The 14,335-nt window shown below is 64.0% G+C and carries 13 protein-coding genes; 8 read left to right on the top strand and 5 right to left on the bottom strand.

Annotated elements, in window-relative coordinates:
• Positions 1-114: 114 nt before the first annotated feature.
• Positions 115-678 (top strand): RNA polymerase sigma factor, encoded by a 564-nt coding sequence (locus ACFQ2F_RS01330; protein ID WP_379084577.1) that lies wholly within the window; start codon positions 115-117, stop codon positions 676-678.
• The gene (locus ACFQ2F_RS01325; RefSeq protein WP_379084574.1) at positions 668-2,752 is read left to right on the top strand and encodes a vWA domain-containing protein; all 2,085 of its coding nucleotides are present in this window, start codon (positions 668-670) and stop codon (positions 2,750-2,752) included. The genes ACFQ2F_RS01330 and ACFQ2F_RS01325 overlap by 11 nt, the downstream gene beginning before the upstream one ends.
• 3 nt (positions 2,753-2,755) lie before the next feature.
• Here the strand turns inward: ACFQ2F_RS01325 and eutC are convergent, their stop codons facing one another.
• The 5 genes from eutC to ACFQ2F_RS01300 form a co-directional block, all read right to left on the bottom strand.
• Entirely contained in the window at positions 2,756-3,598 is an 843-nt protein-coding gene (eutC, locus tag ACFQ2F_RS01320; protein WP_379084571.1) for an ethanolamine ammonia-lyase subunit EutC, read from the bottom strand.
• Entirely contained in the window at positions 3,599-4,963 is a 1,365-nt protein-coding gene (locus ACFQ2F_RS01315; protein WP_379084568.1) for an ethanolamine ammonia-lyase subunit EutB, read from the bottom strand. It lies immediately after the preceding gene.
• Between the two features lie 132 nt (positions 4,964-5,095).
• On the bottom strand, positions 5,096-5,866 hold the full coding sequence (locus tag ACFQ2F_RS01310; protein WP_379084565.1) for a creatininase: 771 nt from the start codon (positions 5,864-5,866) through the stop codon (positions 5,096-5,098).
• 6 nt (positions 5,867-5,872) lie between these two features.
• On the bottom strand, positions 5,873-7,147 hold the full coding sequence (locus ACFQ2F_RS01305; RefSeq protein ID WP_379084562.1) for an aromatic ring-hydroxylating oxygenase subunit alpha: 1,275 nt from the start codon (positions 7,145-7,147) through the stop codon (positions 5,873-5,875).
• Between the two features lie 67 nt (positions 7,148-7,214).
• On the bottom strand, positions 7,215-7,925 hold the full coding sequence (locus ACFQ2F_RS01300; protein ID WP_379084559.1) for an SDR family NAD(P)-dependent oxidoreductase: 711 nt from the start codon (positions 7,923-7,925) through the stop codon (positions 7,215-7,217).
• Positions 7,926-8,041: 116 nt separating this feature from the next.
• On the opposite strand from ACFQ2F_RS01300, the gene ACFQ2F_RS01295 reads away from it, so the two are divergent.
• The 6 genes from ACFQ2F_RS01295 to ACFQ2F_RS01270 all read left to right on the top strand — a co-directional run bounded on the left by ACFQ2F_RS01295 (position 8,042) and on the right by ACFQ2F_RS01270 (position 14,327).
• Positions 8,042-8,998, top strand: a complete 957-nt coding sequence (locus ACFQ2F_RS01295; protein WP_379084556.1) for a LysR family transcriptional regulator — start codon at positions 8,042-8,044, stop codon at positions 8,996-8,998.
• 78 nt (positions 8,999-9,076) lie between these two features.
• The gene (locus ACFQ2F_RS01290) at positions 9,077-9,982 is read left to right on the top strand and encodes a LysR substrate-binding domain-containing protein (protein ID WP_379084553.1); all 906 of its coding nucleotides are present in this window, start codon (positions 9,077-9,079) and stop codon (positions 9,980-9,982) included.
• Between the two features lie 276 nt (positions 9,983-10,258).
• Positions 10,259-11,428 carry an ABC transporter substrate-binding protein gene (locus ACFQ2F_RS01285; RefSeq protein WP_379084550.1) on the top strand — a complete coding sequence of 390 codons (1,170 nt, stop codon included), beginning with the start codon at positions 10,259-10,261 and terminating at the stop codon, positions 11,426-11,428.
• Between the two features lie 157 nt (positions 11,429-11,585).
• Positions 11,586-12,575 carry an ABC transporter ATP-binding protein gene (locus tag ACFQ2F_RS01280; protein ID WP_379084546.1) on the top strand — a complete coding sequence of 330 codons (990 nt, stop codon included), beginning with the start codon at positions 11,586-11,588 and terminating at the stop codon, positions 12,573-12,575.
• A complete protein-coding gene (locus tag ACFQ2F_RS01275; RefSeq protein ID WP_379084543.1) occupies positions 12,572-13,522 on the top strand; it encodes an ABC transporter permease in 951 nt (316 codons plus the stop codon). Before ACFQ2F_RS01280 ends, ACFQ2F_RS01275 begins: the two co-directional genes overlap by 4 nt.
• A complete protein-coding gene (locus ACFQ2F_RS01270; protein ID WP_379084540.1) occupies positions 13,512-14,327 on the top strand; it encodes an ABC transporter permease in 816 nt (271 codons plus the stop codon). Before ACFQ2F_RS01275 ends, ACFQ2F_RS01270 begins: the two co-directional genes overlap by 11 nt.
• The last annotated feature ends 8 nt before the right edge of the window (positions 14,328-14,335 follow it).

Raw genomic sequence — 14,335 nt, 5'->3', positions numbered from 1 at the left:
GTCGCGAAAAATTTCTGCCACCGCCAAGGATTCTCTAGCCAGCAGCGTCTCACCGTATGAAGCGCCGATCCGCTAGGATGGGCGCAGGCGAAACGCGAGCGCTGGAAGCAGGCCTTGGGCGAAACCGAAACGGTGCAATGGGAGCGGTCCGACGATCGGCTCGTGGCGGCAGCGGTCAGTGGCGATCGTGCCGCCTTCGCGGCGTTGCTCGAGCGGCACTACGACCGCATCCATCGCATCGCCTGGCGGAACACCGGCTCCCGCGAAGATGCCGAGGATATCGCCCAGGAAATCTGCTGCGGCCTGGTCACCAAGCTCGGCAGCTTTCGCGGCGATGCCAAGTTCACGACCTGGCTGACCGGCATTGTGATGAATGCCTGCCGCGATCACTTCCGGCGCAAGCAAGCCCGAGCCCGGTTGATGGAGGGCGCGGCCAATGTCGCGGCGCTTACGCCGCGCCCCGATGGGCGCGATCTCTATCGGCGAAGCTGGCTCGCCTCGGACCTCGCCGCCCTCGACGAGAGCTTGCGGGAGACCGTGATCCTGGTGGCGGGCGAAGAGCTGAGCCACGCGGAAGCCGCAAAGCTCTTAGGGATTGCCGAATCCACGGTCTCCTGGCGCATGCACGAAGCGCGGCGAAAGCTCAAAGGAGAGGGGACCGACGACGATGGCTCCTGAGAAAGACGAAGAGATGATCCGCTTTCCCGAAACCCCGCAGCCGAAGAAGAAGGCGTCCGCGATCGAAGCCGCCCTGCAGCGCTTCGACAAGGAAAATGCCGGCAGCGCCCAAGGATCAGACGGCGAGATGCGTCACAAGCGGCAGATGGCCCCCTCAACCCCGCCATCGCGAAAGGGCTTGAAGATGCACTCAACCACCTATTCTGATCCTGCCCGCCGGACTTCTCTCTACCGGCGCCCGCTCATCGCCGCCTGCCTGACTCTGCTCGTCGCCGGCGCCGGCAGCTGGCTTTATTGGCACGACCCGAGCTTGCGCGAGCCGGTCGCTCAGCGCGAGATGACGCCGGTCGACGAAGATGCCGGTCAGTCGAAGCCCGAGCTGGAAGAGGAGGCCGCGCCGCCGCTTGCCCCTCAGCGGAAGGAAGCGGCCGAAAGCGACGTCGCCGTATCAGAGCCGCAGCCTAATCCGCCGCCGGCCGCCGGCGGATTCTACCAGGATGGGCACTCGGCGAACCTCCGCGATATGCAGAACTACGCAGCTCCCCAGGCCGCACCCAGCGCCGAGGGATATGCCCAAAACTACGCGCCGCGTACCCGCGCGCTGATGCCGGATCAGATGGTCCAGCCCATGGAGCCCATCGGCTGGGACAAGTTCGATGGCGAGCCGGAGAGCGGATTCCACATTACGGCGGACGATCCCGTCTCGACCTTCTCTATCGATGTCGACACCGCGTCCTACGCCTTCGTCCGCTCGTCGCTGGACCGCAACGTCCTGCCCCAGCCGGACGCCGTGCGCACCGAGGAGCTGATCAACTACTTCGATTACGGCTATGCGCCTCCGAAGTCGGCCGACGAGCCTTTTGCCACCGACATCGCGATCTTCCCGAGCCCATGGGCCGAAGGGCGCAAGCTGATCCGCATCGGCATCCAGGGCTACGAGATCGCCGATGCCGCACGCCCCAATGCGAACCTCGTCTTCCTGGTCGACACGTCGGGCTCCATGCAAGGGCCAAACCGGCTCCCGCTGCTGAAGCAGTCCCTCGCCTTGCTGGTGGATGAGCTGAAGCCCGAGGATAAAGTCGCGATCGTGACGTATTCGGGCAGCGCCGGGACGGTGCTGGAGCCCACAAGCGTGAAGGAGAAATCAAAGATCCTCGCCGCCCTCGATCAGCTCACCTCCGGCGGCAGCACCGCGGGCGGCGAAGGTATCCGCCAGGCCTACAGCCTCGCCCAGCGCAATTTCGAAGAGGATGGCGTGAACCGCGTAATCCTGGCGACCGACGGCGACTTCAATGTCGGCATCACCAACCAGGACGAGCTGAAGGGCTTCATCGAGCGCGAGCGGGACAAGGGCATCTTCCTCTCCGTCCTCGGCTTCGGCCGCGGCAACTACAATGACGCGCTGATGCAGGCGCTCGCCCAGAACGGCAACGGCGCGGCGGCCTATATCGATACCATCGGCGAGGCTCGCAAGGTTCTGGTGGAAGAGGCAAGCTCGACCCTGTTCCCCATCGCCAAGGATGTGAAGATCCAGGTAGAGTTCAATCCGGCCACCGTCGCCGAGTATCGCCTGATCGGCTACGAGACCCGTGCACTTGCCCGCGAGGACTTCAACAACGACCAGGTCGACGCGGGCGAGGTGGGCTCCGGCCAGGCGGTCACCGCGCTCTATGAGATCGTGCCCGCCGGCGGTCCGCGCCTGAACGAGCCGCTCCGTTACGGCGATGCGGAAAGCGCAAAGCCCGCTGACAATGCGGGCGAGGAGTATGGCTTTCTGAAGCTCCGCTACAAGCGGCCCGATGCCGACAAGAGCAAGCTGGTGGAAATGCCCATCGGCCAGGGCGAGGAAGTCGAGAGCTTTGACGCAGCTCCCGAGAGCGCTCGTTTCGCGACTGCCGTCGCCGGCTTCGGTCAACTTCTGCGTGGCGGCAAATACACCGGCAGCTTCGACTACGACGATGCGTTGAAGATCGCGAATGGCGCGAAAGGCGAAGACGAGTACGGCTACCGCGCGGAATTCACCCAGCTCGTCCGCGCGGCCAAGACGGCTAATGCTCTGCCGCACCAGCGATAGACGCTAGCTGTTAGAAGGTCCCTCGAGGGACGGCGCGGAACTGCCCTCAAGCTGATCCTCCGCGTCGTCCTTCAGCTTGGTGCCCGAAAGCCCGAGCTCGAAGGCGCGGGAGGTCAGCCAGGCGATCTTCTTCGCCGCCTCTTTCGGGCTGATGCCGCCTTTGCGAATATTGGAGATGCAGTTCCGGTCGGCGTCGTTGCGTCCCGGCTTCGGGTCGTAGGTGAGATAGGCGCCGAGACTGTCCGCTGCCGAAAGTCCCGGCCGCTCGCCGATCAGGATCACCGCGAGCTTCGCGCTGAGCGCTTGTCCGATGGGATCGGAGAGCGCCACCCGGCCCTGACGCGCCAGAACGATGGGCGCGATATCCGTATCCTTCGGAAGGTCGCCGATGAGCGCCTCGGCCGTCTCGGCGGCATAGGTGTTTACCGCATGGGCCGAGAGCCCTTCGGAGATGATGATGACGATGTCGTAGCTGTCGTCCTCCTTCATCTCACCGAGGAACTTCACTGAATCGTCGCTCAGCTTCCGGCCGAGATCGGGCCGCCGCAAATACGTGGCGCGATCCTCCGCCTGGCTCTTCACGCGGACCACCGGAAGCCCGGTGTCGGCGAGCGCCTTCTCCAACGCGTCCTCGTCGAACTCCGCATGGACCGCGTCCCGCGCCCGGGCATGAGCCTCAGCGAAATCAAGATGTGCAGAGGTCGGCAGGCCCGCGCCGAACCGGCCGAGCCCGATCCGCGCATCCGTGTAGCGCTTGAGCGGTGCGAGCGGATGGCCCGCGGGCGCCGCCGGCTTCATTTCAGCCGAGACCCGCTTCTTGTCTGGGGAGACAGGTTCCTTTGCCACTTATGCCGCCTCCAGATCCGCCTTGCCGAGAAGGCGCGCGGAATCTTCGTGGCTTTGGGGCAGCAGGTGGCCGGTCTCGTCGAACAACCCGACGCGCGTCATCCACTCCTCGAATTCCGGCGCCGCCTTCAGGTCCAGCACTTCGCGGATATAGGCCGCGTCATGATACGAGGTGGACTGGTAGTTCAGCATGATGTCGTCGGAGCCGGGGATGCCCATGATGAAATTGACACCCGCAACGCCCAGCAGCGTCAGCAGATTGTCCATGTCGTCCTGATCGGCCTCGGCGTGGTTCGTGTAGCAGACGTCCACGCCCATGGGCACGCCGAGCAGCTTGCCGCAGAAATGGTCCTCCAGCCCGGCGCGGATGATCTCCTTGCCATCATAGAGATATTCCGGCCCGATGAATCCGACCACCGTGTTCACCAGCAGCGGATCGTATTCCCGGGCCACGGCGTAGGCCCGTGCCTCCATGGTCTGCTGGTCGATCCCGTGATGGGCGTCGGCCGAGAGCGCCGCTCCCTGGCCGGTCTCGAAATACATCACGTTGTTGCCGACCGTGCCGCGGTTCAGCGCCAGCGCGGCTTCGCGCGCTTCCTTCAGCATGGCGAGATTGATGCCGAAGGAGGAGTTGGCCTTCTCCGAGCCTGCGATGGATTGGAAAACGATATCGACCGGTGCGCTGCGGTTCATGCAGTCGATGGCCGTGGTCACATGAGCGAGCACGCAGGACTGCACCGGGCATTCCAGCCGAAGCCGCAGCTCCTCGATCAGCTCCAGCAGGCGCCGCATGGCGGCAGGGCTATCAGTCGCCGGGTTGATGCCGATCACTGCATCGCCGCAGCCGAACTGCAGACCGTCCACGATGGAAGCGGCGACGCCCTTGGGATCGTCCGTGGGATGGTTCGGCTGGATGCGTACCGAAAGATGACCGGGGAGCCCGACCGTGGTGCGGAACTTGCTCACCACGGGGCGCTTCTTGGCCACCGCGATAAGGTCCTGGTTGCGCATGATCTTCGAAACGGCGGCGATCATCTCCGGCGTCAGCGCCCATTTCAGATCGGAGATCGCTTCCGTGGTCGCTTCTTCGGAGAGCAGCCATTCGCGGAACTCGCCGACCGACCAATTGGCGATCGCGGCGAATTTTTCGCTGTCGTGCTGCGCGTAGATCAGTGCGGAGACTTCGTCCTCGTCCGGCTCGATCAGCGGCTCATTGAGAATGTCCGAAAGGGTGGTGTCGGCGAGGCGGCGCTGCGCCTTCACGCGCTCTTCCTGGCTCTCCGCCGCGATCTCGGCGAGGAAGTCGCCGGAGCGCGCTGGCGAGGCCTTGGCGAGGAGTGTCTTGAGAGGTTCTTGAGTGCCCATTCGTCTTCCTTGGCTGAGGTTCGTCCTTGCCAGAGATAACCAGCAACACCGCAAATGGATGCGAAGCCTAGCAAAGCACGATTTCAAAGAAGCTCAAGGGCCAATCCCGAAATCGACCAAACGGGCGCGGCCCTAGAGATCGAACTCCTTCGCGATGGCCTCCGAAATCAGCGTGACATAGTCGTCCATCAGAAGCTGTCCCGACTCTTTCGTAGCGCCTTGCGCGACCGCCAGCACGCCCGAAGCCGGAACGAGCCCCTTGGGCACCGGCGTGACGTCATAGGGCGGGAACTCGGCCGGCCCGTCATCGGGCATCAGCTCGGGCGATACGAGATCCGGCCGCACCAGCAGCATCAGCGAGGTCTCCAGCAGGCTCGCATGTTCCAGCTCAATCCCCGGATAGCCGTCGGGAAACAGCCTCTCCAAAGTCTCGGGCCGGATGAAATCCCAGTACTCCAGCCGCATGGCTTTCGTGCCGGAGATACCGTCCCGGCGCAGCTCGGTCATGGCGAGGTCGAGACCTTCCACCAGCGGCCAGGCGTTTTCGCAATGCCCGTTCACGATGACGAAGCGCCGTGCGCCATGCAGCCCCAGATCGTGGATCACGTCCTTCACCACGAGCGTCAGAGTATGCGCCGAAAGGCTGGTGGTGCCGGGAAACTGCTGTCCGCCGCCCGAGCGAGCTTGCGACTTGTAGCCGTAAGGAATCGGTGGCGCGACGAGGCCGCCGAGCCTGCGCGCGAGGTTGGCTGCGACCGCCGCCGGCAGAAAGACATCGACGCCTAGCGGCAGATGCGGCCCATGCTGCTCCGTTGCGCCGACCGGCAGGAAGACCGGCGCGCCGGCGGCGATCTTCTCCTCGAAGACCGGCCAGCTGATTTCGGAAATGTAGACCTCGTCCATGGAGAGCTAGCCCGCGCTCGCCTCCGCGAACGGCCCGTAATAGGGCGCACGCTCCGCCTTCTGCGGATAGCTGTCCTGCAGCCGGGCTGCGACATAGCGCTGGATCAGCCAAATCGGCTCTTCAAGATGGCTCAATCGCCCGCGCACCACCTTCGAAGAATGAAGCCCCCGCTGCACGGCGACGTTCATCTGCATGTCCTCGGTGTGGAACTCCCGCAGCATCTCCGTCTCGCTCTTCAAAGTCTCTTCGAAGTCCGGCGCCTCAAGCGCCTTCTTGGAGACCAGCGTGGTGGTCATCAGCTTGCAGCGCTCCGCCGAGATCGGCAGCAAGCGGTACCAGAAGGTCCGGTCGTTGCCGGCCAGGAACATGAAGCAGGGAAAGCCCACGAACAGGCTCCACTCGGTGAGCTGCTGCTCGCTCAACCCCTCGACCGGCATGAAATAGCTGGAGGCTTTCTCGCCGCCCTTCGCCACGTCCTGCACCTCTTCCCGCGCCTTGTCGGTGAAGGGCAGATGCGCGTGGATGAAGTGAGGATGCTCGGCGCTCGACCAGGTGTGCTGGCCCGGCATGGTGACGTTCAGGGTTTGGCTGTGGGCGCCGATGTGATGATAGGACTCCATCCAGTTTTCGATCATCACCTTCCAATTGAACTCGCACTCCCACTCCAGCTCGATGACGACTTCCATTTCGCCCACGTTCCAGGGCGCGATGGCCTTGTCGAAATCTGCGTATTGCTCGGCGAGCGGCTCCGCCTTGCCGTCGAGATTGACGAACACGAACCCGTTCCAGATCTCGCTGCGGAAGGACGCCAGGCGCCAGTCGGACTTGTCGAAGCCTTCGGCATTCTGCATCTCCGGGCAGCCGCGCAAGCTGCCGTCGAGATTGTAGGCCCAGCTGTGATAGGGGCAGACGAAGACGCTCTTCCGTCCCTCCCGAGGAATATCCATCTCTTCGGGGAGAATGTCGATCGACCGGTGGGCGCAGACCCGGGACAGTACGTGGATCTCGCCTTCGCGGTCACGCACCGCCATGAGCGGCTCATCGAGAAGATCGACGGCCACGTAAGCCCCCGGCTCTTTCAGCTGGGAGACATGGGCAATGCACATCCACCCGGCGGCCAGGATCTTCTCGCGCTCCAGCTGGAAGTAATCCTCATCCGTGTAGGCCGCGGCCGGCAGGGTCGAAGCCCGCTTCAGGGGCAGGGCTGCCGTCTCGACGATGTCCTCGACGAGCGCGTTCAGCTTGTCTTCGCGGCTTGATCCGCCATTCAGATCGGTCACGATTCCTCTCCCATCAAATCCCAATATCCGTGCTGCTCGGTCGCCCTGTGGGCGGAATGCGAATGCCTCAATGCATCGCCGCGCCGCCATCGACGCTGAAGCATTGCCCGGTGACGTAGCCGCAGCGCTCGCTCGCCAGGAACACCACCATGGAGGCGACCTCCTCCGGCCGGCCGATCCGGCCCAGAGGGTTGGAGACATCCATCGCCTTCACCTCCTCCGGTGCATTGTCGAAATCCAGAAGCGGCGTATCGATCGGGCCCGGCGCCACCGCATTGACCAGAATGTTGGGCGAGAATTCCCGCGCCCAGGAGCGGCTCAAGGAGAGCATTGCGCCCTTGGTGGCGGCATAGACCGAAGATCCGGCCCGGCCGAGATAGGCGAGCTCGGAAGCGATGTTCACGATGCGGGCGCCCTCGGAGAGATGCCGGAGCGATGCGCGGGTCACCAGGATCGGGCCCCGCAAATTCACCGCGATCATGCGGTCCATATCGGAGATCTCGAGATCCCGCAGCGACGAAGGTATCTCGATCCCGGCGCAATTGACCAGAATGTCGAGCCCGCCAAGCCGCGCGATGGCCTCGTCGATCCCCCGCTCAACGGCGGTGACCGACGCGATATCCGTGCCGATCACCTCGAAGCCGCAGCCGGAGACATCCTCGATGTCCAGTCCGACCGCTTCCGCTTCTTCGGCAACCAGCGCTTTCGCGATGGCTTTGCCAATGCCGCTTGCCGCGCCTGTCACCAGGGCGCGCTTTCCCTTTAGGCCCGTTTCCACATCGTCCTCCGTGGCGAAGAGCCTAAAGCGTCGGATATCCTCGAACGCTTGCGAAGCCGCAAACGGGCAATGTGAGTCATTGATCAGATTTATGACCCGGGACAAACTAGGGGGACATGTCAGAGAGTCCCCACAGCTCCAAGACCATGCCTATCGATCCGGCTCTATTCCGGCGGATCGACCTCAACCTGTTCAAGATCTTCCGGGAGATCGCCCGGGCCGGCGGCATCGGCGCAGCCGCCCGCAGGCTCAATCTGCAGCAGCCCTCCGTGAGCCTCGCCCTGAAGCGGCTGGAGGATCACCTGGAGACCGAGCTTTGCATCCGGTCGTCGAAAGGCGTCGAGCTCACCCCATCCGGCCGCGTGGTTGCCGGCTTCGTCGACCAGCTCTTCCGCCAGATCCAGGTCCTGCCCCAATCCGTCGCCGGCGCCTCCGCCGATGTGGAGGGGCTGCTGACCATCCGCGCCGTCTCCGGCGTCGCCTCTCGCGAGCTGGACGAGACCATCGGCTCCCTGGCGCGGCGCCATCCCGGCATTCGCCTGCGCATCGACATCGCGCCCCGGCGCCTGGTGCTTCAGGCCCTGGTCAAGGATGCCGCCGAGGTCTGCATCGCCTTCGACGCCGCTCCCCGTGCCGATCTCTTCTACGAGCCCTTGATGCGCGAATATCAACAGCTCTATTGCAGCCGCCATCACCCGCTCTGGGGCGCCAAGGTCAATAATCCGGAGGTCTTGGGCGAGGAGCGCGTGATCGTGACCGGCTCCGACGAGCCGGAGGATGTCCGCCATTTCCGAGATCGCTATCAGCTCGGTCTCGCTCCGGCGGGAGAGGCGGAGAACCTCATCGAGGCCCGCCGCATGATCGGCACCGGCTACGGCATAGGGTTTCTGCCTACCATGATCGCCGATGAAGGGGTGAAGAAGCAGGAGCTGTGGCCGATGCTGCCCGACCCCATGCTGCCCAATTACCTGCTCTATCTGGTCACCAAGCCGGAAGCCCAGCAGACCTTGCCGACCCAGCTCTTTCTCGCCGAGATCCGCCGCCGTCTCGCCGCTCGCGGCTTGCCCATATGATCCAGCCCATGCCGCTCCTCACGCGAAATCCGAAAATCTGCACTAGGATTGCCGGCATAGATCCGAGATAGGACGCCCGTGGCTTTCACACTCCGCCAGCTTCAGTATTTCGTCGCCGTGGCCGACAAGGGGAGCATCTCCAAGGCCGCCCAGAGCCTGTCCATCTCCCAGAGCGCGATCACCGAAGCGGTCAAGGATCTGGAGCGCGATCTCGGCGTCACCCTGTTCGACCGCCATGCCCGCGGCCTCAACATCACCCATAAGGGCCACCAATTCCTGCGCCATTCCACGAGCATTCTCGCCCAGGTGTCGGACGCCCGACACGCCTTCAGCCAGGACGAGAACACCGATGAAGGCGGCTCGCTCCATCTGGGCGTCACATCTCTCGTGGCGGGCTATGTGCTCTCCGATATCCTGGCCCGCTTCCAGCGTGCCTTCCCCGCCGTGGATGTCACGGCCATCGAGGACAACGGCGAATATTTGGAGCATCTCCTGATCGGCGGCGAGCTCGATGTCGCCATCACGGTCATCTCGTCCTTGCGCGACCGGCTCGCGCTCCAGGCGGAGATCCTGGAGGTCTCTCCCTATCGGCTATGGCTCCCTCTGGGCCATCCCCTGGGCACCGCGGAGAGCGTCCAGCTCACCGATATCACCGCTGAGCCCCTGATCATGCTCAACATGGAGGAGATCGAGGAAGCCACGGGAAAGCTCTTGAGCGCCCTGGGCACCAAGCCCCGGGTCGCCTTCCGCACCCGCTCCGTGGAGGCCGTCCGCAGCCTGGTCGCGACCGGCGCGGGCGTCGCGCTCCTCCCCGATCTGGTCTACCGCCCCTGGTCCCTCGAAGGCGACCGCATCGAAAGCCGCGACGTCTCCGGGCGCCTGCCCGTGGTCCAGGTCGGTATCGTCTGGCGCAAGGGCTCACCGCTGCCTCGCGCCGCCCGCGATTTCATCGGCGTCGCCCAGGCCCAGCGGATGCTGCGATAGCCTACGGTGCGGCCCGGCACGGCCTGCCCCCTCTCCCCTGGGGGAGAGGGGGCGCTCACCTATCGAGTCTTTCTCCCCCTCACCCGGTCCTTCGGACCGACCTCTCCCCGCCGGGAGAGGTGACCGGTATTTTGCCGTCCCAAACCTAGGTATCGGAAAAACCGATATCACCGTTCTTATAATTGAATTTGCGAATGCGAAATCGGGGCGTACGCTAATTTCAGGATAACGAGCGTACCCGCAAGACGGGTGCTGCCGAGCTGGGAGACGTTGCGTATGAACCGTTTTTTCAAGAGTTGCACGGCCCTCGTGGCCATCACGGCCTTCATGGGCCAGACCGTCGTCGCGGCCTCTGCCGCCGAGATGGTGCAGGAAATCGGCGACGGCGAGGGCGAAGTCTCGATCGTCGCCTGGCCGGGCTATATCGAGCGCGGCGAGACCGACAAGGCCTATGACTGGGTCACCAAGTTCGAGGAAGAGACCGGCTGTAAGGTCAACGTCAAGACCGCCAACACCTCCGACGAGATGGTCGCCCTGATGAACGAAGGCGGCTTCGATCTGGTCACCGCATCCGGCGACGCCTCGCTCCGCCTCGTGGCCGGCGAGCGTGTCCAGCCCATCAACACCGACCTCATCCCGAGCTGGAAGACCGTTGACGACCGGCTGAAGGACGCCCCTTGGCACACCGTCGACGGCACCCATTACGGCGTGCCGTATCAGTGGGGCCCGAACGTCCTCATGTACAACACCGACGTCTTCAAGGAGGCGCCGAAGAGCTGGAACGTCGTGTTCGAGGAGCAGAAGCTTCCCGACGGCGAGTCCAACAAGGGCCGCGTTCAGGCCTATGACGGCCCGATCTACGTGGCCGACGCCGCGCTCTATCTGATGGCCCACAAGCCGGATCTCGGCATCGAGGACCCGTATGAGCTGAACGAGGAGCAGTACAAGGCCGCCCTCGACCTGCTGCGTCAGCAGCGCAAGCTTGTCAGCCGCTACTGGCACGACGCCTTCATTCAGATCGACGACTTCAAGAACGAAGGCATGGTCGCCTCCAGCGCCTGGCCCTTCCAGGTGAACCTCCTGAAGAGCGAGGATCAGCCCATCGCCTCGACGATCCCCGAAGAGGGCGCCACGGGCTGGGCCGACTCCACCATGATGCATGTGGACGCCGCCCATCCCAACTGCGCCTATAAATGGTTGGAGCATTCGCTGGACAAGAAGGTCCAGGGCGATCTCGCCGCATGGTTTGGCTCCGTGCCGACCGTTCCGGCCGCCTGTAAGGGCAACGAACTCCTCGGCGAGGAGGGCTGCGCCACCAACGGCTTCGAGGATTTCGAGAAGATCAGCTTCTGGCGGACCCCTGTCGCCGATTGCGACAGCCAAGACGAGTGCATCCCGTACTACCGCTGGGTCTCGGATTATATCGGTGTCATCGGCGGACGCTGATATCGCCGATCAGGCCAACGGGCCGGACGTCGGGACGACACCGTCTGAAGACGTCCGGCCTGCTCGCCCTGGGAAACCCGCCAGGGCGTCATCTGCCAAGGCTTCATCTGAAAAGCCGTCAACCGCTTCGACTTCCGCCCCAGTGAGCCCCGCCGCTGTGACCTCTGCCGTCAGTTTCATAAACGTCTCGCGCCATTACGGCCCGATCCGCGCCGTAGACGGGCTCGACCTCGAGATCCGCGAAGGCGAGTTCTTCGCGCTCCTCGGTCCATCGGGCTCCGGCAAGACCACGTCCCTGCGTTTGATCGCCGGCTTCGAGCGGCCGACCGAAGGCCATATCGAGATTTTCGGAGAGCGCGCCGAAGGCATTCCGCCCTATCGCCGGAACGTCAACACGGTGTTCCAGGACTACGCCCTCTTCCCTCATCTCTCCGTCATCGACAACGTCGCCTACGGCCTGAAGATGAAGAAGGTCTCCAAGAAGGAGCGCCGCGCCAAGGCCGAGGAGATGCTGGAGCTTGTGAAGCTCCCCGGCTACGGCGACCGCAGCCCGGCCAAGCTCTCCGGCGGTCAGCGCCAGCGTGTGGCTCTCGCCCGCGCCCTCGTAAACAAGCCGAAGGTGTTGCTCCTCGACGAACCGCTAGGCGCTCTCGATCTGAAGCTCCGCGAGCAGATGCAGGAGGAGTTGAAGGACCTCCAGAAGCGTCTCGGCATCACCTTCGTCTTCGTGACCCACGATCAGGGCGAAGCGCTTTCCATGGCCGACCGCATCGCCGTCTTCGACGAAGGGCACATCAAGCAGGTGGGCTCCCCGGAAGAAATCTACCGCAAGCCCCGCTCCCGCTTCGTCGCCGACTTCGTAGGTTCCTCCAACGTGCTGCCGCCCGAGCTCACCGAGCGCCTTGCCGGAAAGAGCTGCTGGTCGAGCCTGCGCCCCGAGGCCGTGCGCCTGGTGAAGACCGGTGGCCATGAAGCGACGCTCCTCTCCTCAAGCTATCTCGGCTCCCAATATCGCTGCGTGTTCGATTTTGACGGGCGGGAGATCAATGCCCTCATCCCCGCCGGCGCCAAGCTGCCCGAGCAAGGCGAGAAGGCGCGCATCTCCTGGAACAAGTCGGATCTGCATCTGATGGAGGACGAGGCGTGAGCACCGCGCAAGCCGCCATCCTGCCGCCGCGCGCCGGTCCCACCGGGGCCGCCTCCGACGCCTTCTGGCGCCACCCGCTCCTCCTGCTTTTCCTGCTATTGACGCCGCCGCTCCTGTGGCTCGGCATCGTCTATCTGGGCTCGCTCTTCGCGCTGCTGGCTCAGAGCTTCTTCTCCATTGATCACTTCACCGGCCGGATCGACTACACCTTCACGCTCGCCACCTATCGCGAGCTGTTCACGACCCCGGCCAATATCGACATCATCATCCGCACGGTGCTGATGGCGGCGAGCGTCACAATCGCATCCGCCATCATCGCCTTCCCGATCGCGTACTACGCCGCCCGATATGCGCGCGGGAAATGGAAGGCGCTCTTCTATCTCGGCATCATGCTGCCGCTCTGGTCGAGCTATCTGGTGAAGATCTACGCCTGGAAGCTGATCCTCGCCCAGGAAGGCATCCTCAACTGGATCTTCCAGAAGCTGCACCTCTACTGGCTCATGGAAGCCTATCTCTCGCTTCCCGTGATCGGCGGCTACTCATTGTCGGTCAGCTACACCGGCACCTTCCTGGTCTTCGTCTATATCTGGCTGCCCTACATGATCCTGCCGCTCCAGGCCTCTTTGGAGCGCGTGCCCAACAATCTGCTGGAGGCCTCCTCCGATCTCGGGGCCAAGCCCGGCGAGACATTCTGGAACGTGATCTTCCCCCTGGCGCTCCCCGGCGCCATCGCAGGCTCGATTTTCACCTTCTCCTTGACGCTGGGCGACTACATCGTCCCCGGCGTCATCGGCTCGTCGCGCTATTTCATCGGCCAGGTGGTCTACGCCCAGCAGGGCACCGCGGGGAATATCCCGCTCGCCGCCGCCTTCACTGTCGTGCCCATGGTGATCATGGGCCTCTATCTCTGGATGGCGAAACGCATGGGGGCCTTCAATGCGCTCTGATCCCAATACGCGTTCGCCCCTGGCACTCAAGATCGCGGCGACCGCAGGCCTGCTCTTCATGCACCTGCCGATCCTGCTGATCTTCGTCTACGCCTTCACCACCGAAGAGAAATCCTACCAGTGGCCGCCGCCGGGCTTTACCCTCGATTGGCTCGGGGTCACCTGGAACCGGCCCGATGTCTGGCAGGCGCTTTGGCTCTCGGTGCGCGTCGCCGCCGTCTCTACCGCCGGCGCCCTCGTGCTCGGCACGCTCTGCGCTGCCGCCGTCTCCCGCAGCCGCTTCTTCGGCCGCGAGACCATCTCGCTCCTGGTGATCCTGCCCATCGCGCTGCCCGGCATCATCACCGGTATCGCCCTGCGCTCGGCCTTCAACCTGGCCGACATCCCGTTTTCGTTCTGGACCATCGTGTTGGGCCACGCGACCTTCTGCATCGTCGTCGTCTACAACAACGCCGTCGCCCGCTTTCGCCGCACCTCAGGCAATTTGATCGAAGCGTCCATGGATCTCGGCGCAAACGGCTTCCAGACCCTGGCCTACGTGATCATGCCCAATATCGGCACCGCGCTTCTCGCAGGCGGCATGCTCGCCTTCGCGCTTTCCTTCGACGAGGTCATCGTCACCACCTTCACCGCCGGTCAGCAGGCCACCTTGCCGATCTGGATGCTGGAGGAGCTGGTCCGCCCGCGGCAGCGCCCGGTCACCAATGTCGTGGCCATGGTGGTCGTCCTTGTCACCTTCTTCCCGATCCTCGCCGCCTATTACCTGACCCGGGGCGGCGACAATCTCGCGGCACGCGAGAAATAACCCTCTCA

The sequence above is a fragment of the Methyloligella solikamskensis genome, assembly GCF_042676065.1.
Taxonomy (GTDB): Bacteria; Pseudomonadota; Alphaproteobacteria; order Rhizobiales; family Methyloligellaceae; genus Methyloligella; species Methyloligella solikamskensis.
Note: the sequence above shows the minus strand (reverse complement) of the source record. Positions and strands in the feature narration are given on the sequence as shown.